At 70.9% G+C, this 24,692-nt stretch carries 30 protein-coding genes and 2 riboswitches; of the genes, 18 read left to right on the top strand and 12 right to left on the bottom strand.

Features of this window, described 5'->3' with window-relative positions:
* Positions 1-47: 47 nt before the first annotated feature.
* Positions 48-422 carry a helix-turn-helix transcriptional regulator gene (locus tag AB0E94_RS28925; protein WP_360332210.1) on the top strand — a complete coding sequence of 125 codons (375 nt, stop codon included), beginning with the start codon at positions 48-50 and terminating at the stop codon, positions 420-422.
* Positions 423-486: 64 nt separating this feature from the next.
* Here the strand turns inward: AB0E94_RS28925 and AB0E94_RS28920 are convergent, their stop codons facing one another.
* Entirely contained in the window at positions 487-1,248 is a 762-nt protein-coding gene (locus AB0E94_RS28920) for a CbtA family protein (RefSeq protein ID WP_360332207.1), read from the bottom strand.
* A 78-nt stretch (positions 1,249-1,326) separates the two neighbouring features.
* A riboswitch (cobalamin riboswitch) is annotated at positions 1,327-1,467 on the bottom strand.
* 53 nt (positions 1,468-1,520) lie between these two features.
* A riboswitch (cobalamin riboswitch) is annotated at positions 1,521-1,702 on the top strand.
* 43 nt (positions 1,703-1,745) lie between these two features.
* Between AB0E94_RS28920 and AB0E94_RS28915 the strand changes: the two genes are divergently transcribed.
* From AB0E94_RS28915 to AB0E94_RS28890, 6 genes are all read left to right on the top strand, one after another.
* Complete coding sequence (locus tag AB0E94_RS28915; protein ID WP_360332204.1) at positions 1,746-2,726, top strand: ABC transporter substrate-binding protein; 981 nt, start codon at positions 1,746-1,748, stop codon at positions 2,724-2,726.
* Positions 2,727-2,758: 32 nt separating this feature from the next.
* Positions 2,759-3,757 carry an iron chelate uptake ABC transporter family permease subunit gene (locus AB0E94_RS28910; RefSeq protein ID WP_360332201.1) on the top strand — a complete coding sequence of 333 codons (999 nt, stop codon included), beginning with the start codon at positions 2,759-2,761 and terminating at the stop codon, positions 3,755-3,757.
* Positions 3,757-4,518 carry an ABC transporter ATP-binding protein gene (locus tag AB0E94_RS28905; protein ID WP_360332199.1) on the top strand — a complete coding sequence of 254 codons (762 nt, stop codon included), beginning with the start codon at positions 3,757-3,759 and terminating at the stop codon, positions 4,516-4,518. The genes AB0E94_RS28910 and AB0E94_RS28905 overlap by 1 nt, the downstream gene beginning before the upstream one ends.
* Positions 4,515-5,219 (top strand): (2Fe-2S) ferredoxin domain-containing protein, encoded by a 705-nt coding sequence (locus AB0E94_RS28900; RefSeq protein ID WP_360332196.1) that lies wholly within the window; start codon positions 4,515-4,517, stop codon positions 5,217-5,219. The genes AB0E94_RS28905 and AB0E94_RS28900 overlap by 4 nt, the downstream gene beginning before the upstream one ends.
* 95 nt (positions 5,220-5,314) lie before the next feature.
* Positions 5,315-6,007, top strand: a complete 693-nt coding sequence (locus AB0E94_RS28895; RefSeq protein ID WP_360332194.1) for an energy-coupling factor ABC transporter permease — start codon at positions 5,315-5,317, stop codon at positions 6,005-6,007.
* Positions 6,004-6,345: a PDGLE domain-containing protein gene (locus AB0E94_RS28890; protein WP_360332191.1), complete on the top strand. Its 342-nt coding sequence runs from the start codon at positions 6,004-6,006 to the stop codon at positions 6,343-6,345. Before AB0E94_RS28895 ends, AB0E94_RS28890 begins: the two co-directional genes overlap by 4 nt.
* Before the next feature lie 69 nt (positions 6,346-6,414).
* Here AB0E94_RS28890 and AB0E94_RS28885 read toward each other — a convergent pair whose 3' ends face one another.
* Genes AB0E94_RS28885 through ureG form a run of 3 tightly spaced genes read right to left on the bottom strand, consistent with a single transcriptional unit; the run spans position 6,415 to position 8,090 of the window.
* Complete coding sequence (locus AB0E94_RS28885) at positions 6,415-6,855, bottom strand: transcriptional repressor (protein ID WP_360332189.1); 441 nt, start codon at positions 6,853-6,855, stop codon at positions 6,415-6,417.
* A 42-nt stretch (positions 6,856-6,897) separates the two neighbouring features.
* Positions 6,898-7,380 (bottom strand): MarR family winged helix-turn-helix transcriptional regulator, encoded by a 483-nt coding sequence (locus tag AB0E94_RS28880; protein WP_360332187.1) that lies wholly within the window; start codon positions 7,378-7,380, stop codon positions 6,898-6,900.
* 5 nt (positions 7,381-7,385) lie between these two features.
* A complete protein-coding gene (gene ureG, locus AB0E94_RS28875; RefSeq protein WP_360332184.1) occupies positions 7,386-8,090 on the bottom strand; it encodes an urease accessory protein UreG in 705 nt (234 codons plus the stop codon).
* Between the two features lie 371 nt (positions 8,091-8,461).
* On the opposite strand from ureG, the gene def reads away from it, so the two are divergent.
* Positions 8,462-8,965: a peptide deformylase gene (gene def / locus AB0E94_RS28870; protein ID WP_360332182.1), complete on the top strand. Its 504-nt coding sequence runs from the start codon at positions 8,462-8,464 to the stop codon at positions 8,963-8,965.
* A 2-nt stretch (positions 8,966-8,967) separates the two neighbouring features.
* Complete coding sequence (gene tsaD, locus AB0E94_RS28865) at positions 8,968-9,993, top strand: tRNA (adenosine(37)-N6)-threonylcarbamoyltransferase complex transferase subunit TsaD (RefSeq protein WP_360332180.1); 1,026 nt, start codon at positions 8,968-8,970, stop codon at positions 9,991-9,993.
* Here tsaD and AB0E94_RS28860 read toward each other — a convergent pair whose 3' ends face one another.
* Genes AB0E94_RS28860 through AB0E94_RS28850 form a run of 3 tightly spaced genes read right to left on the bottom strand, consistent with a single transcriptional unit; the run spans position 9,994 to position 13,352 of the window.
* The gene (locus AB0E94_RS28860; RefSeq protein ID WP_360332177.1) at positions 9,994-10,248 is read right to left on the bottom strand and encodes a hypothetical protein; all 255 of its coding nucleotides are present in this window, start codon (positions 10,246-10,248) and stop codon (positions 9,994-9,996) included.
* Positions 10,245-12,866 carry an alanine--tRNA ligase gene (alaS, locus tag AB0E94_RS28855; protein WP_360332175.1) on the bottom strand — a complete coding sequence of 874 codons (2,622 nt, stop codon included), beginning with the start codon at positions 12,864-12,866 and terminating at the stop codon, positions 10,245-10,247. Before alaS ends, AB0E94_RS28860 begins: the two co-directional genes overlap by 4 nt.
* A 48-nt stretch (positions 12,867-12,914) precedes the next feature.
* The gene (locus tag AB0E94_RS28850; protein WP_360332173.1) at positions 12,915-13,352 is read right to left on the bottom strand and encodes a transcriptional repressor; all 438 of its coding nucleotides are present in this window, start codon (positions 13,350-13,352) and stop codon (positions 12,915-12,917) included.
* Between the two features lie 109 nt (positions 13,353-13,461).
* On the opposite strand from AB0E94_RS28850, the gene AB0E94_RS28845 reads away from it, so the two are divergent.
* Genes AB0E94_RS28845 through AB0E94_RS28815 form a run of 7 tightly spaced genes read left to right on the top strand, consistent with a single transcriptional unit; the run spans position 13,462 to position 16,409 of the window.
* Positions 13,462-14,091 (top strand): superoxide dismutase, encoded by a 630-nt coding sequence (locus AB0E94_RS28845; RefSeq protein WP_360332171.1) that lies wholly within the window; start codon positions 13,462-13,464, stop codon positions 14,089-14,091.
* Positions 14,088-14,336 (top strand): superoxide dismutase, encoded by a 249-nt coding sequence (locus AB0E94_RS28840; protein WP_360332168.1) that lies wholly within the window; start codon positions 14,088-14,090, stop codon positions 14,334-14,336. Before AB0E94_RS28845 ends, AB0E94_RS28840 begins: the two co-directional genes overlap by 4 nt.
* 3 nt (positions 14,337-14,339) lie before the next feature.
* Positions 14,340-14,957: a GNAT family N-acetyltransferase gene (locus AB0E94_RS28835; RefSeq protein WP_360332166.1), complete on the top strand. Its 618-nt coding sequence runs from the start codon at positions 14,340-14,342 to the stop codon at positions 14,955-14,957.
* 47 nt (positions 14,958-15,004) lie between these two features.
* Complete coding sequence (locus AB0E94_RS28830) at positions 15,005-15,337, top strand: hypothetical protein (RefSeq protein ID WP_360332163.1); 333 nt, start codon at positions 15,005-15,007, stop codon at positions 15,335-15,337.
* A complete protein-coding gene (locus AB0E94_RS28825) occupies positions 15,334-15,780 on the top strand; it encodes a MerR family transcriptional regulator (protein ID WP_360332162.1) in 447 nt (148 codons plus the stop codon). The genes AB0E94_RS28830 and AB0E94_RS28825 overlap by 4 nt, the downstream gene beginning before the upstream one ends.
* Entirely contained in the window at positions 15,761-16,030 is a 270-nt protein-coding gene (locus AB0E94_RS28820) for a hypothetical protein (protein ID WP_360332160.1), read from the top strand. Before AB0E94_RS28825 ends, AB0E94_RS28820 begins: the two co-directional genes overlap by 20 nt.
* A 37-nt stretch (positions 16,031-16,067) precedes the next feature.
* The gene (locus tag AB0E94_RS28815; RefSeq protein WP_360332158.1) at positions 16,068-16,409 is read left to right on the top strand and encodes a YnfA family protein; all 342 of its coding nucleotides are present in this window, start codon (positions 16,068-16,070) and stop codon (positions 16,407-16,409) included.
* Between the two features lie 15 nt (positions 16,410-16,424).
* Here the strand turns inward: AB0E94_RS28815 and AB0E94_RS28810 are convergent, their stop codons facing one another.
* A complete protein-coding gene (locus tag AB0E94_RS28810) occupies positions 16,425-16,883 on the bottom strand; it encodes a hypothetical protein (protein ID WP_360332155.1) in 459 nt (152 codons plus the stop codon).
* A gap of 52 nt (positions 16,884-16,935) precedes the next feature.
* Here AB0E94_RS28810 and AB0E94_RS28805 point away from each other — a divergent pair, with 52 nt between their 5' ends.
* Positions 16,936-18,162, top strand: coding sequence for a hypothetical protein (locus tag AB0E94_RS28805; protein WP_360332153.1), 1,227 nt, complete (start codon positions 16,936-16,938; stop codon positions 18,160-18,162).
* Here the strand turns inward: AB0E94_RS28805 and AB0E94_RS28800 are convergent.
* From AB0E94_RS28800 to AB0E94_RS28785, 4 genes are read right to left on the bottom strand one after another with little or no spacing between them, the layout of a single operon-like run.
* Entirely contained in the window at positions 18,146-18,841 is a 696-nt protein-coding gene (locus tag AB0E94_RS28800) for a methyltransferase domain-containing protein (protein ID WP_360332150.1), read from the bottom strand. The genes AB0E94_RS28805 and AB0E94_RS28800 overlap by 17 nt on opposite strands.
* Positions 18,838-19,608 carry an ABC transporter ATP-binding protein gene (locus tag AB0E94_RS28795; protein WP_360332149.1) on the bottom strand — a complete coding sequence of 257 codons (771 nt, stop codon included), beginning with the start codon at positions 19,606-19,608 and terminating at the stop codon, positions 18,838-18,840. Before AB0E94_RS28795 ends, AB0E94_RS28800 begins: the two co-directional genes overlap by 4 nt.
* Entirely contained in the window at positions 19,605-20,567 is a 963-nt protein-coding gene (locus tag AB0E94_RS28790) for an ABC transporter substrate-binding protein (RefSeq protein ID WP_360332148.1), read from the bottom strand. Before AB0E94_RS28790 ends, AB0E94_RS28795 begins: the two co-directional genes overlap by 4 nt.
* Positions 20,568-20,577: 10 nt before the next feature.
* Complete coding sequence (locus AB0E94_RS28785) at positions 20,578-21,627, bottom strand: iron ABC transporter permease (protein ID WP_360332145.1); 1,050 nt, start codon at positions 21,625-21,627, stop codon at positions 20,578-20,580.
* A gap of 282 nt (positions 21,628-21,909) precedes the next feature.
* On the opposite strand from AB0E94_RS28785, the gene AB0E94_RS28780 reads away from it, so the two are divergent.
* On the top strand, positions 21,910-24,681 hold the full coding sequence (locus AB0E94_RS28780; RefSeq protein WP_360332143.1) for a TIM barrel protein: 2,772 nt from the start codon (positions 21,910-21,912) through the stop codon (positions 24,679-24,681).
* The last annotated feature ends 11 nt before the right edge of the window (positions 24,682-24,692 follow it).

The following is a 24,692-nucleotide window of genomic DNA, read 5'->3' as shown; positions in this document are numbered from 1 at the left end:
CCCCGCGGCCATGTCGGGCACACGCCGTCATCGGCGGTCCCGCTGACATGGAGGTCGAATTCGGAGACGTCCTGCGCGGCCTGATGGCCAACCGCCGTCTGACCGTCCACGGCCTCTGCGTTGCGGCCGGCCTGGCTCATGCCGACGTCGGCCGGCTGCTGCACGGTGACCCACCCCGGCCGAGGATCCTTCGGCAGATCGCGCCGGCCCTGGGAATGTCCCCGAACGACCTGCTGGTGATCGCCGGCCTTTCCGTGACGGACGTTGAACCGCGCAAGCAGCACCCCCTGCATCGGGAGTTGATCTTCCTCAGGGCCGCTGCGAGCCGACTGTCACGAGAACAAGTCGCAACGCTGATCGAACACGCCTATCAGCTTCACCAGGGCAGCGCCGGCACGGGTCGGGACGCTGAGGTCGAGTAGTGGACCGCGCGCGGCCGGACAGGCGAATGGCCGGGACTCCACGAGCCCCGGCCTTTCGTGCAGCTCACGCTGCGGCGGTCTCCTCAGCGGCGACCGGCCGTGCGGGGGCGCCGCGCGGTGTGACCAGCGCGCCGAAGGCGATGCCGAGGACCGTCCACAGGACTGTCTGCACACCCAGCGACGTGATCCGGAAGTCCCACAGCAGGCTCGCCGGGAAGGTTTCCGGAACCTCGTTGATGTCCGGCAGCAGCAGGTACGCGATCGACACGACGACCAGGAACGCGACCACACCGGCGGCCGCCCGGCGCCACTCGACGGTCTGGGTGCGGGCGGCGATCACCGACGCCCACACCGCGACCAGGCCGAGTACCAGCACCGCCAGGTAACTCCAGGTCCGCTGGCCGATGGTCTCCGGATCACCGACGGCCGGCGGGTTCGGCGGATACTTCAGGAACGGCACCACCACGATCCCGGCCAGCGCGGCCCCGGCCAGCGAGAACGCGGCCCGGCTGTCGCTGGGGGTCCGCAGACGGCGGCGCAGCAGCGTGAACGCGGTCGCCAGGATGCCACCCATCGCGATGCCGTACAGGGTGGTGGCCAGCACCAGGCCGGCCTTCTGGCCCTCCCGGCTGACCAGCGGCTCCTCCTCGACGGCGCCCGGCTCGGCCGGCGGCGCGGCGGCCTTTTCGATGGCGATCGCCGCGTCGATGTGGGTCTCGCCGAACGTGTAGGCGAACGCCCCGGCCAGCAGGCCGGCGATCAGGCCCGCGAGCAGGCCGCGCAGCAGCAGCGAAATGTAATTGTGGCCGGTCGTGGTCAGTGACATGGCACACCCAGCAGGTGCCGGCCGTCGTGCATGAGCTCGGACATGGGTCCTCGAACCTCCTACGGGATGACGCGTCCCGTTCGTGGGGCCTGCGGTGAGCGAGTTCTCTGACTCCCGGCCCGCCGAAGCAAGCCGGTCACAGTGGCGCGACCGCACCGGACTCACACCGGTTTCCCTCACGTCACCGCAGATGGCAGCCTCAACCTAGTCGCGCATCGAACGGCGGCACAACCGCCCGCCTGCCTGGCGGCCCGGTTCCGGGCGTGTTTAGGATCGTCGACACCAGCCGTGGTGCTCGGGAAGCCGGTTCGATGCCGGCGCGGCCCTCGCCACTGTGTTCGGGAAGTCGACGGCCCTCGTCCTCGCGAGGTCACTGGGCTCAATGCCTGGGAAGGCCGGCCGCCGACTGCACCTCCCGTCAGCCAGGAGACCGGCCACGGCAGACGTACGACTCCGTCCACGAGGTGCTGGAAGGCGGTCCCGCTGTGCGGTTCCCCATGCCCTGGCGCGTTGCCGCGCCGTTGTCCCTGTTCGCCGTCGTGCTCACCGGCTGCTCCGGCCCGGCTGAGCCGGTCGCGTCACCGAGCGCATCGGCCGGCCCCGTCGCGATCACCAATTGCGGCACGCCGGTCACCGTCACCGCGCCGCCGGCGAAGGTGGTGACGATGAACCAGCCGGCCACCGAGATCATGCTGGCCCTGGGTTTGCAGGACCGGATGATCGGCACCGCCTACCTCGACGACGCGATCCTGCCCGCCTACGCCGGCGCCTACGCGAAGGTGCCGGTGCTGGCCAAGGAGTATCCGAGCAGGGAGAAGCTGCTCGAAGCCGAACCGGACTTCGTCTACGCCTCCTTCAACAGCGCCTTCAGCGACGAAGGGGTGGGGGACCGGGCCGAGTTGCAGAAGCTCGGTGTCGGCACGTACATCTCCCCGGCGGGCTGCCCGAAGGAGACCCGCCCGGCCAAGCTCGGCATCGCCGACGTGTTCGGCGAGATCCGCGAGATCGCCGCGATCTTCGGCGTCACCGGCCGCGCCGAGACGCTGATCGCCGACCAGCAGGCACGCATCACCAAGGCGGCCGGCAGCGGCAAGGGTACCCGGGTGATGTGGTGGGACGGCGGCACGGACGCGCCCAGTGTCGGCGCCTGCTGCGGCGGCCCCAACATGGTCATGGAGGCCGCCGGGGTGACCAACGTGTTCGCCGACGTGACCGGCAGCTGGGCCGACAGCAGCTGGGAGACTGTCGCCGACCGTGACCCCGACGTCATCGTGCTGATCGACGCGAGCTGGGATCCGGCCGAGGCGAAGAAGACCTTCCTGGCCGGGCACGCCACCCTCAAGGACCTGCCCGCGGTCCAGCAGCAGCGCTATGTGGTGATCCCGTTCTCGTCCACCACCGCCGGCGTCCGCAACGTCCTCGGTGTGGAGGCCCTGGCCCAGGGGATCGCCGGGCTGCCGCCGAAGGCGGGAAGCTGACCGCCGTCGCGGCGCGCACCGGCCGGACGGCCGTGGCCCTGCTGGTGCTCACGGCCGTCCTGGCGGCGTCGGTGGGTGCGGCGGTCACGGTCGGTCCGGCGGACCTCTCCATCGGCACGGTGTGGGCGGTCATCGGCGAGCATCTCGGCGTGGGCGATGCCGGGGTGTCGGTGTTGCGCGCCCACATCGTCTGGGACCTGCGGCTCCCGCGCGTGCTCGGTGCCGCGGTCGTCGGCGCCGGGCTGGCGGCGGCCGGGGCGGTCATGCAGACCGCCACCCGAAACCCGCTCGCCGACCCGTACCTGCTCGGGGTGTCGTCCGGTGCGGCGCTGGGCGCGGTGCTGGTGATCGTGGCCGGGTTCGGCGCCGGGATGGTGGCCGTCGGTGGTGGCGCGTTCGCCGGGGCGCTGGCCGCGTTCACGATCGTGGTGGCGCTGGCCGGGCGGCGGGCCGCGCTCAACCCGACCCGGGTGGTGCTGACCGGGGTGGCGATCGCGCAGCTGTGTGCGGCGCTGACCTCGTTCGTGATCATCTGGGTGGCCGATCCGCACGCCACGCAGAGCATCACGTTCTGGCTGTCCGGTTCGCTGGCCCGCTCCGGCTGGAGCGCGATCGGGTGGTCCGTACCCGCGCTGATCCTGGTGTTGATGTTGATTCTCGGGCATGCCCGGACGCTGAACGCGTTCGCCTTCGGGGAGGAGGCCGCCGCCACGCTGGGTGTCGACGTCACCCGGACCCGCTGGTTGCTGCTGGTCGCGGCCGCCCTGCTGACCGCCGTGCTGGTCGCGGTGAGCGGGGCGATCGGTTTCGTCGGGCTGATCCTGCCGCACGCCGTGCGGATGTTCACCGGCCCCGACCACCGGCTGCTGCTGCCGGTCGTGGTCCCGGCCGGGGCGATCTTCCTGATCTGGGTCGACACCGCCGCCCGCACCGTCTTCGAACCGCGGGAACTCCCGGTCGGGGTGCTGACCGCGCTGCTCGGCGTGCCCGCGTTCATGTTCCTGCTGCGCCGGCGGGAGGTCCGCGGCTGATGCTCGACGTCACCGGCATCACCTGGACGGCCGCGGCCGCCCGCATCCTCGGCGAGGTCACCTGCACGGTCGCGGCGGGCAGCCTGGTCGGGCTGCTCGGCCCGAACGGCTCCGGCAAGACCACCCTGCTGCGCGTCGCCGCCGGCCTGATCCGCCCCGACAGCGGGCAGGTCACGATCGGCGGCGACGACGTGGCCGGTCTGCGCCGCCCGGCTGTGGCCCGGCGGATCGCGCTGCTGGCCCAGCACGCCGACACCGACCTCGACCTGACCGTGGCCGACGTGGTGCTGCTCGGTCGCATCCCGCACCGCGCCTCCCGCTGGTCGGGCACCACCGCCGACCACACCGTCGCCGCCGAGGCCCTGGCCCGCGTCGACCTGACCGGCTACGAACACCGCCGCTGGCACACCCTGTCCGGCGGTGAGCGCCAGCGCGCCCAGCTCGCCCGGGCGCTGGCCCAGGAACCCGAGCTGCTGCTGCTCGACGAACCCACCAACCACCTCGACATCGGACATCAACTTCAACTGCTTCATCTGGTACGCCGAAGCCGCGTCACCACCCTCGCGGCCCTGCACGATCTCAACCTGGCAGCGATGTTCTGTGACGTCGTGGTGGTCCTCGACGCCGGCCGGGTCGTCGTCACCGGCCCGCCTGCCGAGGTGCTGACCGCTCGTCTGCTCGCCGACGTCTACCGGGTCGACGCCGACGTGCACCTGACCGAGGGGCGGCCGGTCATCGCGTTCCGGCCGCCGCAGTCATGAACCGCCGGGTGCTGCTGGTCGCCCGGTCGGTGACCCATCACGGCGGCCACGACGCGATCCACCGGCTCGCTGCCGTGGTGGGGGAGTCGCTGGGCGTACCCGTGCAGGGATGTTTCCTCGACGGCGCCGAACCGTCGCTGCACGCCGCGCTCGACGCGGCGGCCGACGCCGGACAGGTCGTCCTGGTGCCCACCCACGTGCCGCCGGACCGTTACCTGGACACCTGGATCCGTCGTGCGGTCGCCCACTGGCGGCAGGCCCGCGCCAGTGACCTGCCGATCGTGGTCACCGCGCCGCTGGCCGGGCAGCCCGCCCTGGCCGGCGCGGTGATCGAGGCCGTCGCCGGTGAGCACACCGTGCTGGGCGGCAATCCGGGACCGTTTCGCAGCCCGGCGTGGTCCCAGATCACCCGCCATCGCCGGCAGGTGCTGGTCTGCCGGGGGCCGCGCTGCTCGGCCTACGGCGCCGGGCCGGTCGCCGCAGCCCTCGCCGACCGGCTGGCCGAACACGGTCTCGGTGACGACGACGTGCTGGTCACCGCCACCGGCTGCCTGTTCCCGTGCAACCTGGGCCCGCTGGTCGTGGTCCACCCTGACGACATCTGGTATCAGCACGTCGACCCGGACCTGGCCCGCCGCATCGCCGACGGTCATCTGCGCGACGGCCGGCCGGTCGACGGCCACGAACCACGACGCTCCTGACCTCTCCCGTTTGTGCACGGCATCACACAGTTGCCAGATCTTGGCAACAACCCGCAACGGTCAATATGCTGCCGCGGAATCGTGAAGGAGAAACGATGGACGACGTGCAGGCGATGCACATCGCGAACGGGATCGTCAACGGTCCCGTCTCAGCGATCTTCATAGTGATAGCAGTGGCCGGCCTCGCGGTCTGCGTGTGGCGGGCCAAGACCGACCTCGACGACCGGCTCGCCCCGATGGCGGGCCTGGTCGCGGCGTTCATCTTCGCCGTGCAGATGCTCAACTTCCAGGTGCTCCCGGGCGTGTCCGGCCACCTGCTCGGCGGCACCCTGGCGGTGATCCTGGTCGGGCCGTGGGTCGGCGCCCTGTGTGTGGCGACGGTGCTGCTGGTGCAGTGTCTGGTCTTCGCCGACGGCGGCCTGACCGCGATCGGGCTGAACGTCACCAACATGGCTCTGATCGGCACGGCCGCGGCGTACCTGCTGGTCGCCCTGCTGCTGCGGGTCCTGCCGCGCACCGCGGGCGGGCTCGGCGCGACCGCGCTGATCGCCTCGATCGTCGGCGTGGTGGTCGCTTCCCAGGGCTTCGTTCTCGAGTACGCGCTGGGCGGCACCACCGAACTGTCGCTCGGCGGGATCGCGGCCACGATGGCCGGGGTGCACACCCTGATCGGCATCGGTGAGGGCCTGATCGCCGCCACCACCGTCGTCACCGTCGCCAAGGTCCGCCCCGACCTCGTCTACGCCCTGCGCGCCTTCCGTAAGCAGCCGATCGGAGCCAAGGCATGAAGAAGTTCCTGATCGCCGGGCTGTTCGTGGCGCTGCTGCTGGCCGGTGTGGTGTCCAGTTTCGCCTCCGGCAGCCCGGACGGCCTCGACTACGCCGCCCGCGAGGGCTGCACCTTCAACGCCGACGACGAGATCACCGGCGGCACCTGCATGGCCCAGCAGGAAGGCGACCACCAGCTCGCCGACAGCCCGCTCGCCGACTACGGCATCAAGGGCATCGACAACGAGTACCTCTCCACCGCCCTCGCCGGCGTCTCCGGGGTCCTGCTCACCTTCGCCATCGGCGGCGGCCTGTTCTGGCTGCTCCGGCGCCGTTCGACCGCTGACGAGAAGGTCTGACGGCGGCTCGTGCGTCACAGAAGGGCGTTTCGGCCGCGGTGATCCAGCGGCCGGGACGCCCTTCGCTGTTCAGGCTTGCTGTTGCCGGCAGTCGCCGCAGATCCCGGTCAGGGTGATGCCGACACTGTCGAATGCGAAGCCGGTGGCCTCCGCGGCGGCGGCCAGCGCCGGTGCGACAGCCGACGCCGGGATCTCCGCCTCATGGCCGCATCGCGCGCAGACCGCGTGATGGTGGGGCTGGTCGGCCATCCCGTACCGGGCCTCGCCCTGGCGGCCCAGCACGTGCACCACGTGCTCGTCGGCCAGCGTCAGCAGCACCCGGTGCACCGTCGACCGGTCGATCTGCGGGAACCGGGTGGTGATCTCGTCGTGCACCTCCTGCACCGACAGATGCCCGCCGTGGCCGATCAGCGCCTCCACGATCGCGCCCTTGGCGATCGTCCAGCGGCGTCCGCCGGCGCGGACCCGCTCGCGGACCGCTGCCAGTCTCTCGTGCTGCTGCACCCGCATCACAACCCACCTCGTGTTCCGTTGCCCCCGCCGGCAGTCACGTTATCCCGGATGCCCCCGTCGCCCGGGTGTCAGGCCACCCGCGGTGAGTGGTTCGCTGCCGGCGTAGGCGGTGAGGGCGGCCAGGACCTGGCGTGCCGCGGTCACGCCGGGTTCGCCGATCTGTTGGATGACCTGCTGCTGTAGTTCGTCCTGCAGGCTGCGGTCGAGGTCGGTGGCGGCCTGACCGGCCTCGGTGATGACGACGATGCGTTGGCGGATGTCGCCGGGCGCTCCTTGGCGGTGTGCGTAGGCGCGTGCCTCCAGCAGGCCGACCCGCTGGGCGGCGTCGTGGACGGTGATGCCCAGGGCGGCGGCGAGCTCACCGATGGTGTGGTCCCGCTGGGCGAGGGCGGCCAGGATCGGCATGAGGCCGCTGTGCAGGTCGGGATATCCGGCCCGGCGCAGGTGGTTGCGGCGATGCTGTTCGCAGGCGGCCTCGGCCCGGCGGCAGAGCGCCACCAGGCCGGGCAGGTCGTCGGTCATCGGGTTCAGGTGGCCGGGGCGGCGGCGAGGTGGCTGCGGATCCAGTCGGCGACCGCGGTGGCGGTGCGGTCCTGGGTCAGGGACTGGAAGATCGTGGGCAGATCACCGCGGCGGGCGCGGGAGTCGCGGTCCATCACCGACAGGTCGGCGCCGACCAGCGGGGCGAGGTCGGTCTTGTTGATGACCAGCAGGTCGGCGGTGGTGACGCCGGGGCCGCCCTTGCGGGGGACCTTGTCGCCGCCGGACACGTCGACGACGAAGATCTGTACGTCGATCAGGCCTTTGCTGAACGTGGCGGTGAGGTTGTCGCCGCCGCTCTCGACCAGGATCAGGTCGAGGTCGCCGAGGGTGTGTTCGAGGTCTTCGATGGCGTCGAGGTTGGCGGAGATGTCGTCGCGGATGGCGGTGTGCGGGCAGCAGCCGGTCTCGACGGCCCGGACCCGTTCGGGTGGCAGTACACCGTTGCGCAGCAGGAAGTCGGCGTCCTCGGTGGTGTAGATGTCGTTGGTGACCACCGCCAGGCGTAGCTCTCCGGCCAGGGCCCGGCACAGCGCGGCGACCAGCGCGGTCTTGCCGGAGCCGACCGGGCCGCCGATGCCGACGCGCAGCGCCCGGTGGCCGGACGACAGGGGTGCGTGCGGGTCGACGCCGGGTTCGGGGTGGGTGTGCGGGACGTCGTCGGGTCCGTGCACGTGCGGCTCGGTCGCCATGAGGGCCTCCGGAGATGTTCGCCGAGGTGGTCAGGCCCGGGCGAACGACACTGTCCGGCTCGGGCTCGGGGAGTCGCTGCATGCTACGTGTTACTGCAACCCGATTGCAGGAAGCCGCGCGACAATTTCCCGGGATGAAACATGGCCGGGCGGGATCGGCGGTAGTCCGGAGATTCTTCTTGCATCTGTGTTGCAACTACTAGAGAATCGCAGCAGGAGCACCGGTGTTGCTTGGCCGTGACCCGTCGTTCCGTCGTCAAGGGCGTTCCGGCAAGCGATGATCCAACCTCGCCGGAACGCCCTTGACCGTCTGTCGGCGCTCAGGGTGCGGCTAGCTGCAAGTCAATTGCAGTAGCAGTTAGAGTGCAGCAATGCCCGCGCGACCGATCACGTACTACGGCAATCCCGTCCTGCACCGCCGCTGTGCCGATGTCACCGTCTTCGACCAGGCGCTCGCCGACCTGGTCGCGGACATGTTCGATTCGATGTACGCCGCCAACGGCGTCGGCCTGGCCGCCAACCAGATCGGCGTCGATCTGCAGGTGTTCGTCTACGACTGCCCCGACGACGACGGTGTCCAGCACAAGGGTCACATCGTCAACCCGGTGTTGCAGGCGGCCTCGGCGCTGGCCGGCGACGTCACCGCCACCGAGGGCTGCCTGTCGGTGCCCGGTCCCAGCGCCGAACTGCCCCGCGCGGCCCTGGCCTCGGTCACCGGCTTCGATCAGGACGGCAAGCCGATCACCGTCTCGGGTACCGGCTATTTCGCCCGCTGCCTGCAACACGAGACCGACCACCTCAACGGCACCCTGTACGTCGACCGGCTGCCCGCCGCGCAGCGGGACGGGCTGCTGCGCGAGGCCGGGCTGCGCTGAACATGCCGCTGATCCTGGGCATCGAGACGTCCTGCGACGAGACCGGCGCCGGACTGGTCCGCGATGGGGTGCTGCTCGGTGACGCGCTCGCCTCCAGCATGGACGAGCACGCCCGGTTCGGTGGGGTGGTGCCGGAGATCGCGGCCCGTGCCCACCTGGAGGCGTTGCCGCAGATCGTGCGGGCCGCTGTGGACCGGGCCGGGGTGGGGTTCGGTGACATCGACGCGGTCGCGGTCACTGCCGGTCCCGGCCTGGCCACCGCGGTGCAGGTTGGGCTGGCCGCGGGAAAGGCGTTCGCGCTGAGTCTCGGTGTTCCGCTTTACGGTGTGCACCACCTGGCCGGGCACGCCGCCGTCGACGTGCTGGAGCACGGGCCGCTGCCCGGCCGGTGCGTGGCGCTGATCGTCTCCGGTGGGCACACTTCACTGCTGGTGCTCGACGATCTGGTCCGGGATCCGATCGTGCACCTGGGTGACACTGTCGACGATGCGGCGGGGGAGGCCTTCGACAAGGTGGCCCGGCTGCTGGGCCTGCCGTATCCGGGTGGGCCGGCGATCGACCGGGCGGCTCGTGACGGTGATCCGGCGGCGATCGCGTTCCCGCGGCCGCTGACCGGTGCGCGCGATGACCCGTACAGCTTCAGCTTCTCGGGTTTGAAGACGGCGGTGGCCCGCTGGGTCGAGCAGCGCCGTGGCGCGGTGCCGGTCGCCGACGTCGCGGCCTCGTTCCAGGAGGCCGTCGCCGACACCCTGTCACGCAAAGCCGTCGCCGCCTGCCGCGAGCATCGCAGCAGCACGCTGCTGATGGTCGGCGGGGTCGCGGCCAACAGCCGGGTCCGGTCGCTGATGGCCGAGCGTTGCGCGGCGGCCGGCATCGAGCTGCGGGTGCCGTCGCCGCGGCTGTGCACCGACAACGGGGCGATGATCGCCGCTGTCGGCGACCTGCTGGTCCGGGCCGGTCTGCCGCCGAGCCGCCTCGACCTGGGCATGCAGCCGTCGGTGACGCTGCACCGGGCTCTGATCGGCTGATCAGTCGGCGGCGGCCAGCGCGGCGATCCGCAGCGACAGGTCACGGACCACGTCCTGCACGGGCCGGCCGCTGCCGCTGCTCACCAGGGTCAGCGAGACCTCGGTGAGCAGCAGGAACGCGTGCGCCCGTGCGGCGTCGTCGGGGAACTCGGCGGCCAGTGCGTGCGCGCCCGCGACGTCACCGTGGTTACGGGCCGCGATGATGCCGAGCGCACGTTGCATACCGGCCAGCAGGGCCGCCGAGTCGCCTGTCATGCCGAGCGGACGAGGTCTCGCAGCCGCACCAGCAGATCGGCCGGATCACCGGTGGCCTTACCTTGAGCGAAGGCGTCGTTGCCGCCACCACGCCCGGCCAGCAGCAGCTTGATCAGGGCCGCGGCGGACAGGCCGCGTTCGGCTCCGGCCGGGGTGACGGTGACGACGATGCCGGCGCCCGCGATCACACCGATCACGCCGGGCCGGTTGCCGAGCCGCTGGCGGACCTTCTCGGCCAGGTGCTTGCCGTCGCCGGCGGTGGTGACACCGACGTAGGCGATCCCGTCGAGGTCGACGGCGTTGGCCGCGTGGTCCTCGGCGTCCAGGTCGACGAGCCGGTCCCGCAGGACCTCGGACTCCTTCTCGACCTGCTTCATCCGCGCCAGCAGGGCCGCCACCCGCTCGGGAAGCTCCTCGGGGCGGGCCTTGAGCTGGGCGGCGAGCCGGCCGACCAGGTCACGCTCGCGGGCGAGGTAGCGGAACGCCTCGATCCCGGTGACCGCCTCGATGCGGCGCTGGCCGGCGCCGACCGACGACTCGCCGGTGACCGCGAGCGAGCCGATCTGGGCCGACCGGTCGACGTGGGTGCCGCCGCACAGCTCCCGGGACCAGTCGCCGCCGATCTCGACCACCCGGACCGTCTCGTCGTAGTTCTCCCCGAACAGGGCCAGCGCACCTTCGGCACGGGCCTGGTCCAGCGGCACGTAGCGGACCCCGACCGGCAGGTCACGGCGGATGGCCAGGTTGGCGACCTCCTCGACCTCGCTGCGGGTGGCATCCGACAGGCCGCCGCGCCAGGCGAAGTCGAGACGCAGGTAGCCGGGCCGGTTGTAGGAGCCGGACTGCAGCGCGGTCGGGCCGAGCACGTGCCGCAGCGCCGCGTGCACGACGTGGGTGCCGGAGTGGGCCTGCCGGGCGCCGGTGCGCCATTCCGGGTCGACGGCTGCGTGCACGGTGTCGCCGGCGTGGATGGTGCCGTCGAGGATCCGTACCGTATGTGCGATCAGGCCTTTGATCGGCCGTTGCACGTCGATGATCTCGGCCTTCAGATGCGGGCCGGTGAGCAGGCCGGCGTCGGAGTCCTGACCGCCGGACTCGGCGTAGAACGGGGTCCGGTCCAGGAAGACGGTGGCGATGTCACCGGCGCCCGGCAGCACCGCGAGGAGCGTCGACTCGGTCTCCAGGGTCTCGTAGGCCAGCCAGGTCGTCGGGCCGTTCGCGTCGAGCACCGCCCGGTACTGCGAGAGGTCGGCGTGACCGGTCTTGCGGGCCTTGGCGTCGGCCTTGGCGCGGGCCCGCTGCTCGGCCATCAGCGCCCGGAACCCGTCGGCGTCCACGGTCAGGCCCTGCTCGGCGGCGATCTCCAGGGTCAGGTCGATCGGGAAGCCGTACGTGTCGTGCAGCTGGAACGCCTTCGACCCGGACAGCTGCGTGCCGCCGGACGTCTTCGTGTCGGTGATGGCGGTGTCGAGGATGGCGGTGCCGGCCCGCAGCGTACCGAGGAAGGTGTCCTCCTCGCCGTAGGCGACCTGCGCGATCCGCTCGAAGTCGGCCAGCAGCGAAGGGTAGGACGGGGCCATGCAGTCCCGGGCGATCGGCAGCAGCTCGGGCAGTGCCCGGTCGTGCCAGCCGAGCAGCCGCATGGCCCGGATCGCGCGGCGCATGATGCGGCGCAGCACGTAGCCGCGGCCCTCGTTGGAGGGGGTGACGCCGTCGCCGATCAGCATCAGCGCCGTGCGCACGTGGTCGGCGATCACCCGCAGCCGCACGTCGTCGGGGTGGCTCTCGGCGGCGGCCTGCCCGGACTGCTTGCCGTAGACCTTGCCGGTCAGCTCGGCGGCGCGGGCCAGGATCGGGCGGACCTCGTCGATCTCGTAGAGGTTGTCGACGCCTTGCAGGATCGAGGCCATCCGTTCCAGGCCCATGCCGGTGTCGATGTTCTGTTTCGGCAGGTCGCCGACGATCGTGAAGTCCTCCTTGGAGGTCACGTCGGTGATCTCGTGCTGCATGAACACGAGGTTCCAGAACTCCAGGAACCGGTCCTCGTCGACCTCCGGCCCGCCGTCCGGGCCGTACGCCGGGCCGCGGTCGTAGTAGAGCTCCGAGCACGGGCCGGCCGGGCCGGGGATGCCCATCGACCAGAAGTTGTCCTTCTTGCCGCGCCGCACGATCCGCGACTCGGGCAGGCCGATGCCGCGCCACAGCGCATGCGCCTCGTCGTCGTCGAGGTAGACCGTCGCCCAGATCCGCTCCGGGTCGAGACCGAAACCGCCGTCCGCGACCGGCTTGGTGGACAGCTCCCAGGCCAGCCGGATGGCGTCGGCCTTGAAGTAGTCACCGAACGAGAAGTTGCCGTTCATCTGGAAGAACGTGCCGTGCCGGCTGGTCTTGCCGACCTCGTCGATGTCCGGGGTGCGGATGCACTTCTGCACGCTGGCGGCAGTCGAGTACGGCGGGGTGCGCTGGCCGAGGAAGAACGGCACGAACTGCACCATGCCGGCGTTGATGAACAACAGGTTCGGGTCGTCGACGGCCGGCAACGGGGCACTCGGAACCACCGTGTGCCCATTGGCCTGGAAGTGCGCCAGGAACCGCCGCTTGATCTCCGCCGTCTGCATCCACGCACCCCTTATCGCAACTGACATGCAGTTGCATTCTATTGGTGATCAGTGACAGCGCGGGCAGCGGGTCGCCACCGTGACCGGTCCGGCTGCGAACCCGGCGGCGCTCAGCTCGGCGAGCAGGGCGGCCGCCGCGGGACCGGTCAGTGGCGCGACCCGTCCGCAGCTCTGGCAGACCAGACAATGCTGAGAGCGGGAGGCGATCCGATAGCCGACCGAGGAGTCACGGGGGATCGGCACGACCGCGCCGGCGTCGGCCAGGCGGCGCAGCACCCGGTGCACCGTGGTGAGGTCCATCCGCACGTCCCGGGCCTGTAGCCGGGCCTGCACCTCGGCGGCGGTCAGGCAGTCGTACTGCACCAGAACCTGTGCCACGGCGCGGGCAGCCATGGTCCGCCGCATGCCGGCCCCGCTGAGGGCGTTGAGCAGCTGATCGACAGCATTCGCCGATTCCATTCCGTCAAAAGCCGTGATCACAGTCACCGAAACTCCGACACGACATCGATGTGAAGACCTTCCGCCGTACGTTCGAACCTGATTTATTGCAATATAGTCGCAAGAGCCAAGCCTAGGCAGAAGAGAAGGTTCATCAATGGCGGTCTACACGCTCCCCGACATGCCGTACGACTACGGTTCACTCGAACCGGCCATGTCCGGCCAGATCCTGGAGCTGCACCACAGCAAGCACCACGCGGCGTACGTCAAGGGCAGCAACGACACCCTCGACCAGCTCGCCGAGGCCCGTGACAAGGGCGACTACTCCGCGCTGGTCGGCCTGGAGAAGACGCTGGCGTTCAACCTCTCCGGGCACGTGCTGCACTCGATCTTCTGGAACAACCTGCGTCCCGGCGCCAGCGCCGACCGCCCCGAGGGCGACCTGGAAGCAGCGATCATCGAGCACTTCGGGTCGTTCGAGGCGTTCTCCGCCCAGCTGTCCACCGCCACCAAGGGCGTGCAGGGCTCCGGCTGGGGTGTGCTGGCGTGGGAGCCGCTGTCGCAGCGCCTGATCGTCGAGCAGGTCTACGACCACCACGGCAACGTCGGCCAGGGCTCCACGCCGATCCTGGTCTTCGACGCCTGGGAGCACGCGTACTACCTGCAGTACAAGAACGTGCGCCCGGACTACGTCGACCGGCTGTGGAACCTGGTCAACTGGTCGGACGTGACCAAGCGGTTCGACGCGGCCCGCGCCGCCGGCAACCCGATCATCCTGGCCCCGTGACCGAGGCCGGCCCCGGGCCGGCGTTCCTCGCGGCACAACAGGCGGCCGGAGTCATCGCGGCCAAGAGCCGCGGTGACTTCGCCGGCGCCGAGGAACTGCTGTGTGCCATCGGCGACGAGCGGGTCCGCACCCGGGGATTCATGCTGCTCGCCGAGCTCGCTCTCGCCCTGGTGCGGTCCCAGACCGGGCAGAGCATGGACGAGCTCGTTCAGGAACTGACGCTGCTCATGGCCGAGGCCGGCTGAGTCTTGTTCACGATCACGGCGGCGACCGCCGAACAGTTGCGCGAGCTGGCAGACCGGCTGCACACGGTCTACCGGCAGTGCTTCGCGGCGCCGCCGTGGAACGAGACCCCCGACGAGATCGCCGCCTACCCGCGGCAACTCGCCCGGCAGACCGGTCATCCCGGTGCGCACGGCTTCGTCGCCGAAGACGAGCACGGCGAGATCGCCGGAGCCGTGTACGGCTGGCCCGCCCCACCGCGACTGCCGGAGAACAACGAGTACGACCTGGCCGTCCGCGATGCCGTCGGCCCGGATGCCGCGGGTCTCCTGGTCGAGCCCGCGGTGCTCGTCGCCGAACTGATGGTGGCGCCCGCCCACCGCCGCCGGGGCCTCGGCCGCATGCTGCTCGCCCGCTATACCGCCGGGCATCCCCGAGCCTGGCTCGCCACCCATCCACAGGCCGAGGCGGTCGCCCTCTACGAGGCCGAGGGCTGGATCCGCCGCGCCGCCTACATCGTCGGCCGCAAACCGTTCGTGCTCTACACCCGGGAGGCGACGATCGCGCGGCACATCGTTGCGGGCGGCGGCATGTTCGCGACACCGCTACCCCCGGACCGCCGCCCACGACGCCGCCCGTACTGATCCTCGGACTTGCATCCGGTACCGGGGTACAGGCTTACCGTCGAAGCATGAGCACCGACGACCAGCAATGGGCGCCCACAGCGTGCACCCTGCCCACCGCCGAGCGGCCGCTACGCGTCGCCGAGTTCGACGACCTGTTCACCACCGCCCTGCGTGACCAGCAGCGGCCGTCACCCACCCGGCTGCGCTGGTACCTCGACCCGGCCGCCGAGACCGTCGCCCGGGAACTGACCACCCGCGAGAGCGCCTGCTGCTCCTTCTTCACCTTCTCCTTCACCCCCGACGGCGACACCCTGCGCCTGGACATCGAGGTGCCGGACACGCAGGTGGAAGTCCTCGACGCCCTCGCCGCCCGGGCCGCCGGACGGGTGCCGCGATGACCGGGCTCCGCAGCAGCCAGCTCGCGGCGGCCGCCGGGGTCAACCTGCAAACCCTGCGCTACTACGAACGTCGTGGCCTGCTCGCCGAACCCGACCGGACCCTGGGCGGGCACCGGATCTATGCGGCGGAGACCGTCACCGTCCTGAAGGTCATCAAAGCGGCCCAGCGACTCGGATTCACCCTCGACGAGGTGGCGGAGCTGATCGAGACCGGCCGGCACCGGCACGGCGCCGGACCGGACGCCGGGCTGCAGGCTCGCGCGCAGGCCAAACTCGCCGAGGTGCAGCAGAAGATCGACGACCTGCAGCTGATCGCCGGCACCTTGCGGTCGGCGATCGACGCCGGCTGCGACGACCTGGTCACCTGCGCCGGACAGCCGTGCTGCCCGATTCCGTTCGCCGCGATCACGGTAGGAGCACCGGATGCCGAACTCTGCCACTGACCGGCGTCGTCGTCTGCTGCCGAACGGACTGACCGGGTTGGCGGGCGCCGCCTGCGCGGCCTGCTGCCTCATCCCGATGCTGCTCGCCGCCGGTGTGCTCTCCGGCGCCGGCTGGGCCGCCGCGGGAGCCTGGATGCCCGGCATCGCCGTCGTGCTCGCCGCACTCGCCGCCGTGGTCTGGTGGCTGGCCGGCCGACGGCGCCACCGTGCCGGCTGCGGGGGCGGGAACTGCGCGTGCGGTACCCCGTGATCGTGACGTCCGGGGCCGGGCCGATACGGTGCCGGGCGTGACCGTACTGCGATCTCTGCTGTTGTTCGTCCTCGCCGCCGTCGCCGAGATCGGAGGGGCGTGGCTGATCTGGCAGGGCTGGCGGGAGCATCGCGGACTGTGGTGGATCGCCGGCGGGGTGATCGCGCTCGGCGTCTACGGGTTCGTCGCCGCGTTCCAGCCGGATGCGAACTTCGGCCGCATCCTGGCCGCCTACGGTGGCGTCTTCGTCGCGGGCTCGCTGATCTGGGGCATGGTCGTGGACGGTTTCCGCCCGGACCGGTGGGACCTCATCGGCGCCGGGATCTGCCTGGTCGGCGTGGCCGTCATCATGTACGCGCCCCGGGCGGCCGGCGCCTGACCGGCCGAGCGCCGATCAGACCTTGCCGGCCACGTTCGGCCGGAACCCGGCGAGCAGCTCCCACAGCCGCGGCTGGCGCTGCGCGGTTGCCGCGATCACCGGATCGGTGTGCCGCAGGAACGCCAGATGGCGGCACGCATGCGCGGCCACGGCGGCGCGGTCCGCCACGGCGGGCGACGGTGACAGTGGATCGTCCCCGGCGGCAAGCGGCGTCGCCGGGTCCAACTCGACGGCGTCACCGGGATCCGGGTCGGGCAACGTCACATAGGTGAGCACGATCCGGCCCGCGTCGAAGCGCCACGACGTCGAGTGCAGCATGTCGACCTGACCGGAACCGGCCAGCCGCCGGGCCAGGTCGTCGGGATGGACGTCACCGCTCAGGCGGTGTTCACTGACCCGGTAGGTCAGGCGCGCGCCGCGCACCCCGAGCCGGAACACCTCGACGACCGTCGAACCATCGGTGCTGAGATCCACGACGCAATAGTGCTGCAATTGCCAGATCCTGGCAACAAGGGTTCACCTGGAGGTGACGTGGCCTGTGCTGACCATCATGGGTTCCGGTGAGACCAGTCCGACGATGGTGAGCGTCCACCGGACGGTCGCCGCCCGCCTCCCCGACCAGCCCGGCGCGGTGCTGATCGAGACCCCGTACGCCTTTCAGGAGAACGTCGCCGACATCTCCGCCAAGGCCTGCCAGTACTTCGACCGCAGCGTCGGCCTGCACGTCACCGTCGCGCCCGAGACCGACAACGATCAGGCCCTGACACTGCTGCGTACCGCCGACTGGCTGTTCTGCGGGCCGGGCAGCCCCACCTACGCGATGCGCCGCTGGACCGGCAGCCTCATCGCGCAGGCCCTGCACGACCGGTTCCGGCAGCGACGCGGCCACACCGTCTTCGCCTCGGCCGCGGCCGCCACGCTCGGCCGCTGGACCGTCCCGGTCTACGAGATCTACAAGTCGGGCGAGGACCCGTTCTGGGCCGGCGGGCTCGACCTGCTGCGCCATCTCGACCTCACCGTCGCCGTCATCCCGCACTACGACAACCGCGAAGGCGGCACCCACGACACCCGCTTCTGCTACCTCGGCGAACGCCGCCTGCGCATCCTCGAACAACACCTCCCCGACGACGCCGCGGTCCTCGGCGTCGACGAACACACCGCCGTCCACATCGATCCGGACGCCGACCAGGTGCAGGTCACCGGACGCGGCGCGCTCACCGTCCGGCGCCACGGCGCCGACACCGTCTTTGCGTCCGGGTCCGCGTTGACCCTCACCGAGCTGCGGTCCCTCGCCCATCAAGGATTGGGGGTACGGTCCACGCGCCCACCGGTCGCGCAAGAGGCGGACACACCGCCAACGATCTCGGAGACAGCCGCCACCTGCGAACGCCGTTTCGACACCGCCCTGACCGCCCGCGACGCTGACGGCATGGCCCGCGCGATCCTGGAACTGGAGACGGCGGTGCACGACTGGAGCACCGACACCGAGCTCGACGACGGCGCCGACCAGGCTCGCGCCATCCTGCGTACTCTCGTCCTGCGCCTGGCCGCGACAGCCGCCACCGGGCTCGCCGACCCCGCGGACCTGTTGGGCCCGCTCGTCCAGCCCCTTCTGGATCTCCGGTCCGGCCTGCGCGCCCGGCACGACTACGTGACCGCGGATGCCGTCCGGGACGCGCTGATCGCCGGCGGTGTCACCGTGAGCGACGACAACGGCCGGGTGACCTGGCGGGTGCTCAGACCCGGGCGGTGATCAGGAACTGCATCTGCACCTCATGGTTCGCCGACACCCCGTACCGCTGGTCGAGCTCGTAGATCGTCGTCAGCGGAACCGAGGTGACGTCGGTGAGCCCGGCATCGGCCAGGGTCAGGACGGTCTCGTCGATGGACTTGGCGGCGGCCAGGGGCAGCACCGCGCGGACGTCGTCGTTGTAGGACTCGGTGAACCGGTCGGCGCCCTGGTCGAGTCCGTTGGGGAACCAGGTGCTGTCGACCATGGCGACCAGGCCGCCGGGGCGTAGCAGCCGGGTCCAGTTCGCGATCGCGGTGGCCGGTTCGCGCAGTGTCCACATCACGTAACGGCCGACGATCGCGTCGAAGCTGCCGGGCGGGAAGTCCGGGGCGACGGCGTCACCGAGCCGGAAGTCGGGGGCGTTGCCGAGGCCGCCGGCATGTGCGCGGGCGTGGTCGAGCATGCCGGTGGACAGGTCGATGCCGGTGACCCGGTGGCCGAGCCGGGCCAGGGTGAACGCGACCTGGCCGGAGCCGGTGCCGACGTCGAGGACGTCCAGCGGCCCGGCGGGCAGGGCGGACGACCAGATGCCGGCCCAGGCCCGGTTGTCGTCGGCGAGGCGGTCCGGACGGTGCTGGTCGGCGTCGTAGCCGGGGGCACGGCCGGTCCAGTAGTCGTTGATCCGGTCCTGGGCGCTCACGTGGCCTCCTCGTCGTTCGGGTGGAACAGCAGGTGCAGTTCGCCCTCGATGTCCAGGCGGCGGATGCCGATGCCGTAGACGGGTTCGAGAACCTTCGGGTCGAGGACCTCGTCGACGGTTCCGGCGGCCACGACTCCACCGTCGCCGAGCAGCACCAGGTCGTCGCAGTAGCGGGCGGCCAGGTTGAGGTCGTGCAGTACCACGATCGCGCACGTGCCCAGGCCGCGGACCAGGCGCAGGATCTCGTGCTGGAAGCGGATGTCCAGATGGTTCGTGGGTTCGTCGAGCAGCAGGTGGGTGGCCTCCTGCGCGAGCGCCCGGGCGATCAGCACCCGCTGGCGCTCACCACCGGACAGCCCGGCGAACCGGCGGGCCGCCAGGTGGGCGGCCCCGACCCGGGTCAGGCACCGGGCGGCGACCTCGTGATCGGCCGCCCCGGCCCGCTGGAACGTGGACAGGTGCGGGCCGCGGCCGAGCAGCACCATCTCGGCCACCGTCAGCGCGGTCTCGCCGGCGGTCTCCTGCACCACCACCGCCATCCGCCGGGCCGACTCGCGCGGTGACAGCGACGGCAGGGTGTCGCCGTCGACGGTGACCCGGCCGGTGGGGCTGCGCAGCGCGCCGTAGAGCAGTCGCAGCAGGGTGGTCTTGCCGCTGCCGTTCGGGCCGATCAGGCCGAGCACCCGGCCGGGGTGGGCGAGCACGCCCACCCCGTCGATCACCGGGTTGGCGCCGTAGCGCCAGGAGACCGCGTCGGCCTCGATCACGCCGGCGCCTTGAACCGGGTGACGATCTTCTCCAGACCGTCGATGGACAGCGGGGACGGCGGCTCGGTGAAGTTGAACAGCTGCGGCAGCACGTTCCCGGCGGCGACGGCTTTGAGCTTCTCGGCGCCGGGCAGGCTGGTGACGGCCTGCTCGACGGCCTTCGGGTCGCCGTCGGAGTAGAGCAGGATCAGCACGTCGGGGTTACGGCCGAGCAACTCCTCCAGGGTGACCTCGAAGACACGTTCCTTGCTGTCGGCAAACACGTTGGTGAACCCGGCGGCCTCCAGCTGCGGGTGCGCCATGCTCGTCGACCCGTAGGCGTAGGTCACTCCACCCCCGACCGTGGGGTACAGGACTGCGGCGGTGCGCTTGGCACCCGTACCCGCTGAGGATTTGATCGTGTCGAATCGGGCCTTGAGCGCGGTGACCGCGGTGGCGGCTTCGGCCTCGCGGCGGAAGACCTTGCCGTAGGCCTCCATCTGCCGGTAGATGTCGTCGAACGTCGGTACGGCGGTGGCGTTCTCGCACATCGCGGGCTCCTCCAGCAGCGGGATGTTCACCGCCGAGAGGGTGTCGCGCGACAGGTTGTCGACCTCGCCGAGGACCAGGTCGGGCGTCTGGGCGATCACGATCTCCTTGGAGATCTGCAGGTGGCCGCTGGTGTCGGTCTTGTCGGTGAGCAGCGGGATCTTGTCGATCTCGGCCTGGGTGGCGGCGTCGTAGTAGTCCTTCGGGTACTGCCCGGCCCGGGAGACGACCTTGTCCATCACGCCGAGGGCGTGCAGGTACGGCACGGCGGCGCTCTTGAGCAGCACGATCCGCTCGGGCGCCGTGGCGAAGCTGACGTCGACGCCGCAGTTGTTGATCGTGACGCTGCTCGTCGCCTCGGTGGCGGCGTCGGTGGTGCCGCAGCCGGCGACCAGCAGCGTCAGGGAGGCGGCCAGGAGTGCCTTCTTCATGGGGGACCTTTCAGATCAGGCGTCGGATCAGGACCAGTAGGAAGGGGGCGCCGATCAGGGAGGTGATGATGCCGATCGGGATCTCCTGCGGGGCGAGCAGCACCCGGGCGATCACGTCGGCCCAGACCAGCAGGATCGCGCCGAGCAGGGCGGCGACCGGTACGACGCGCACGTGCGGCGCGCCGACGATGCGGCGGGCCAGGTGCGGTACGACCAGGCCGACGAAGCCGATGCTGCCGGAGGCGGAGACGAGCACGCCGACGCAGAGTGAGACCAGCACGAGCAGCCGCATCCGGAACCGGTCGGGGGAGATGCCGAGGGTGTGGGCGGTCTCGTCACCGACGGCCAGCACGTCCAGGCGCCGGCCGACGACGGTCAGGTAGGCGATGGTGCCGCCGATGACCAGCGCGGCGACCGCGAGCAGCGCGTCCCAGCGGGCCAGGCCGAGCGAGCCGAGCAGCCAGAACATCACCGAACGGGAGCCCTCGGCGCTGTTCGACGCGAAGATCAGGAAGCTGGTGGTGGCGTAGAGGGCGTAGCCGACGGCGACGCCGGACAGCAGCAGCCGCATCGAGGTGAGCCGGCCACCGGCCCGGGCGATCACGAACACCAGCAGCGACGCGGCCAGGGCTCCGGCGAAGGCGCTGGCCGACAGGGCGTACTGGCCGAAGCCGGCGCCGGCTCCGAACAGGATCGCGGCGGCTGCGCCGCTGGAGGCGCCGGAGTTGATGCCGAGCAGGTAGGGGTCGGCGAGCACGTTGCGGACCATCGCCTGCAGTGCGACGCCGCAGACGGCGAGGCCGGCGCCGACCAGCATGCCGAGCAGGACGCGGGGGAGCCGGACCTGCCAGACGATCGCGTCGTCCGGCGGCGCCCAGGTCGTCTCGCCGATGCCGAAGAGGTGGTGGGCGATGATCCGGGCGACGGTGGCCGGGCTGATCGCAATCGCCCCCGTGCCGACCGCGACCAGCCCGGTGGCGACCAGCGCGCCGGTGAGTCCGAGCAGCCAGAGGGCGGTCCGGCGGCGCTGTGTGCGCACGCCGAGCAGATCCGTCGCCACCAGCCGCTCCTTCGTTGTTGCAAACTATGTGCAGCAACGTAGCATCGTGATCATCACGGGATGAAGCGGCTGTGGTGCTCGTCTATTGCTGTTGCCAACTCCTGGCGGTAGTGCTTGGTGTCCGGCCCGTGCTGGGTGGCCTGCTCGACGTCCTGATCGCAGGTGCGTGGCACTTCCTCGTCCGGCTTCCGGCGAGTATAACTAACTAACTAGTTCATACATTGCGGTCACCTTTCCCGCCCGTCCACAGCTGGACCGAGGCATCGAGGAAGGCAGTGCACCATGCTCATCGTTGATCATGACGCTGCTCGCAACACCGAAACCGAACCGTCGGCCGAGCCACATCTGACGATCGCCACCGCCTGCCTGTCCGGCACCCTGGAGGACAAGCTGGCGGCCGCTGCGGCAGCCGGTTTCCATGGGGTCGAGATCTTCGAGAGCGATCTCATCGCGTCGGCGTGGTCGCCGGCCACCGTCCGCCAGGAGTGTGCGCGCCGGGGCTTGACCGTCGACCTCTACCAGCCGTTCCGTGACTTCGAGGCGGTCGCGCCCGACACGTTCCGGGCGAATCTGCGCCGGGCCGAGCACAAACTGAGTGTCGTCGAGCAACTAGGCGCGGGCGCGATGCTGGTCACCTCGTCGGAGTCACCCGACGCCGTCGACGACGATCTGCTCGCCGCCGAGCAACTGCGCGAATTGGCCGTACGCGCCGAGCAGCGCGGACTGCGGATCGCCTACGAGGCGCTGGCCTGGGCACGGCACGTGAACACGCCCACCCATGCGTGGCGCATCGTGCGGCACGCCGACCATCCCGCTCTCGGTCTCTGCCTGGACAGCTTCCACGTTCTCTCCCGTGGTGACGACACGGCCGGGATCCGGGTGATCCCCGGTTCGAAGGTCTTCCATCTGCAACTGGCCGACGCTCCCCGCCTGAAGATGGACGTGGTCGAGTGGAGCCGCCATCATCGGCTGTTTCCCGGGCTCGGCTCGTTCGACCTGACCGGCTTTCTGCGGCAGGCCCTCGCCACGGGCTACGCCGGCCCGCTCTCGCTGGAGGTCTTCAACGACGTCTACCGGCAGGCCGACCCCCGCCACGCCGCCATCGACGGGATGCGCTCGGTGCTCGCCCTGCAGGAGTCGGTGGGCGAAACTCATCGGGGCGGCGCACGCCGGCTGCGATCAGCGGGCCTGCCCCCGGCGCCCCGCCTCGGCGGGCACATGTTCACCGAACTGGCGGTCGACGAGGTCTCCGGGCCGGTCGTCGCCCGTACCCTGACTGCTCTCGGGTTCGCCCGGGCCGGCCAGCACCGGTCCAAGCCGGTCCAGCTGTGGCAGCAGGGAGATGCCCGGGTCCTGCTCAACTTCGCGCCGCAGCGAACCGTGGCGCCCGGAACCGCGGCGATCTGCGCCCTCGGCGTGCAGAGCAGCGATCCCGCGGCATCCGCCCAGCGTGCCGACCGGCTGCTCGCACCGGTGCTGCCGCGCGAACGCCGGCCCGACGAGGCGGACCTGAGTTCGGTGGCGGCGCCGGACGGGACGGCGATCTTCTTCTGCCGGGCAGGCGTGGACGGCGGCAGCTGGCTGGCCGACTTCGAGCCCACCGGCGAACGGGTTCGCACCGACGGACTGGTCAGCGCCACTGATCACATCTCGCTGACCGAGCAGGTCGACGACTTCGACCAGGTCGCGCTGTTCTACCGCACCGTTCTCGGGCTGCACGCGGGTCAGACGACGGAACTCACCGCGCCCTTCGGTCTGTTGCGCAGCCGGTCGGCCACCGATGCCGGGCACACGTTCCGGATCACGCTGAACACCGCGCCGCTGCGGCGCGGCTCATGGGCGCCGGCCGTGCCCAGCCCGCAGCATGTGGCGTTCGCCAGCGACGACGTCGTCGCCGCCGCGAAGGCCATGCGGCAGCTCGGCGCGCCGGTGCTGCAGATCCCGGACAACTACTACGACGACCTCGACGCCCGGCTCGGCCCGCCGCCGGAACTGCTGGCCACGCTGCGCGAGCACGCCATCCTCTACGACGCCGACTCCGGCGGCGAATACCTGCACTTCTACACCGAGATGCTGGGTTCCCGGATCTTCTTCGAGGTGGTGCAGCGCATCGGCGACTACGCCGGATACGGTGCGGCGAGCAGCGCACCGGTGCGGATGGCCGCGCACCGCCAGCGTCGCCTACGGCGACTGAAGGACACCCCACCGCAGGCGTACGGTCGTGAGCACGACTATTCGCTGGCCCACCTGACCGCGTTGAGCCTGTCCCCACCGGAACTGGTCGAGGCGGCCGCGGACGCCGGCTACCGGTATGTGGGCCTGCGTCTGACCCGCGTCACGCCGATCGAGCCGCACTATCCGCTCGCCACCGATCCGGCGCTGATGCGCTCGACGAAGGTGCGCCTGGCCGCGACCGGCGTCGAGGTGCTCGACATCGAACTGGCGCGCATCGGCCCGGACGAGAACCCGGGTGACTTGCAGCGTGTCCTGGAGGCCGGGGCGGAACTGGGCGCCCGCCACGTCATCGCCCAGCTGCCCGACCCGGACCGCAACCGCAAGATCGACTGCTATGCCCAGCTGTGCCAGATGGCCCGCCCGCTCGGCCTCACCGTGGATCTGGAGTTCCCGTCGTGGACCGAGACGCCGGATCTGACCGAGGCGACCCGGGTGTTGCGGGCCGCGGATCAGCCCAACTGCGGTCTGCTGATCGACCTGCTGCACTTCGCCCGGTCCGGGTCCAGCGTGGCCGATCTGCAGGACCTGCCGACTGAATGGTTCCACTTCGCGCACGTCTGCGACGCGCCCCCCGGGGTGCCGTCCGCGAAGGAGGATCTCATTCACACCGCGCGGTTCGAGCGGCTCTACCCGGGTGAGGGCGGCATCGACATCGACGGGATCCTCGCCGCCCTGCCGCGTGTTCCGTATGCCCTGGAGATTCCCCGTGCTCAGCTGGTGGCGCAGATCGGCGCCAAGGAGCACGCGCGCCTGGCGGTCGCCGCCGCCCGTCGCCGCCTCGACGGGGTGGCGCTGGAACGCAAGCCGGACGCGGCATGAGTGCCGGTGGC

This window comes from Actinoplanes sp. NPDC026670, assembly GCF_040638175.1.
GTDB lineage: Bacteria > Actinomycetota > Actinomycetes > Mycobacteriales > Micromonosporaceae > Actinoplanes.
This window is presented reverse-complemented; position numbering and strand designations above follow the sequence as displayed.

Excerpts from the sequence above, each read along its gene's own strand:
- AB0E94_RS28925 (WP_360332210.1), top strand. The coding sequence starts at position 48 with ATGGAGGTCGAATTCGGAGACGTCCTGCGCGGCCTGATGGCCAACCGC.
- AB0E94_RS28920 (WP_360332207.1), bottom strand. The coding sequence starts at position 1,248 with ATGTCACTGACCACGACCGGCCACAATTACATTTCGCTGCTGCTGCGC.
- AB0E94_RS28915 (WP_360332204.1), top strand. The coding sequence starts at position 1,746 with ATGCCCTGGCGCGTTGCCGCGCCGTTGTCCCTGTTCGCCGTCGTGCTC.
- AB0E94_RS28905 (WP_360332199.1), top strand. The coding sequence starts at position 3,757 with ATGCTCGACGTCACCGGCATCACCTGGACGGCCGCGGCCGCCCGCATC.
- AB0E94_RS28900 (WP_360332196.1), top strand. The coding sequence starts at position 4,515 with ATGAACCGCCGGGTGCTGCTGGTCGCCCGGTCGGTGACCCATCACGGC.
- AB0E94_RS28895 (WP_360332194.1), top strand. The coding sequence starts at position 5,315 with ATGGACGACGTGCAGGCGATGCACATCGCGAACGGGATCGTCAACGGT.
- AB0E94_RS28890 (WP_360332191.1), top strand. The coding sequence starts at position 6,004 with ATGAAGAAGTTCCTGATCGCCGGGCTGTTCGTGGCGCTGCTGCTGGCC.
- AB0E94_RS28885 (WP_360332189.1), bottom strand. The coding sequence starts at position 6,855 with ATGCGGGTGCAGCAGCACGAGAGACTGGCAGCGGTCCGCGAGCGGGTC.
- AB0E94_RS28880 (WP_360332187.1), bottom strand. The coding sequence starts at position 7,380 with ATGACCGACGACCTGCCCGGCCTGGTGGCGCTCTGCCGCCGGGCCGAG.
- ureG (WP_360332184.1), bottom strand. The coding sequence starts at position 8,090 with ATGGCGACCGAGCCGCACGTGCACGGACCCGACGACGTCCCGCACACC.
- def (WP_360332182.1), top strand. The coding sequence starts at position 8,462 with ATGCCCGCGCGACCGATCACGTACTACGGCAATCCCGTCCTGCACCGC.
- tsaD (WP_360332180.1), top strand. The coding sequence starts at position 8,968 with ATGCCGCTGATCCTGGGCATCGAGACGTCCTGCGACGAGACCGGCGCC.
- AB0E94_RS28860 (WP_360332177.1), bottom strand. The coding sequence starts at position 10,248 with ATGACAGGCGACTCGGCGGCCCTGCTGGCCGGTATGCAACGTGCGCTC.
- alaS (WP_360332175.1), bottom strand. The coding sequence starts at position 12,866 with ATGCAGACGGCGGAGATCAAGCGGCGGTTCCTGGCGCACTTCCAGGCC.
- AB0E94_RS28845 (WP_360332171.1), top strand. The coding sequence starts at position 13,462 with ATGGCGGTCTACACGCTCCCCGACATGCCGTACGACTACGGTTCACTC.
- AB0E94_RS28830 (WP_360332163.1), top strand. The coding sequence starts at position 15,005 with ATGAGCACCGACGACCAGCAATGGGCGCCCACAGCGTGCACCCTGCCC.
- AB0E94_RS28825 (WP_360332162.1), top strand. The coding sequence starts at position 15,334 with ATGACCGGGCTCCGCAGCAGCCAGCTCGCGGCGGCCGCCGGGGTCAAC.
- AB0E94_RS28820 (WP_360332160.1), top strand. The coding sequence starts at position 15,761 with ATGCCGAACTCTGCCACTGACCGGCGTCGTCGTCTGCTGCCGAACGGA.
- AB0E94_RS28790 (WP_360332148.1), bottom strand. The coding sequence starts at position 20,567 with ATGAAGAAGGCACTCCTGGCCGCCTCCCTGACGCTGCTGGTCGCCGGC.
- AB0E94_RS28780 (WP_360332143.1), top strand. The coding sequence starts at position 21,910 with ATGCTCATCGTTGATCATGACGCTGCTCGCAACACCGAAACCGAACCG.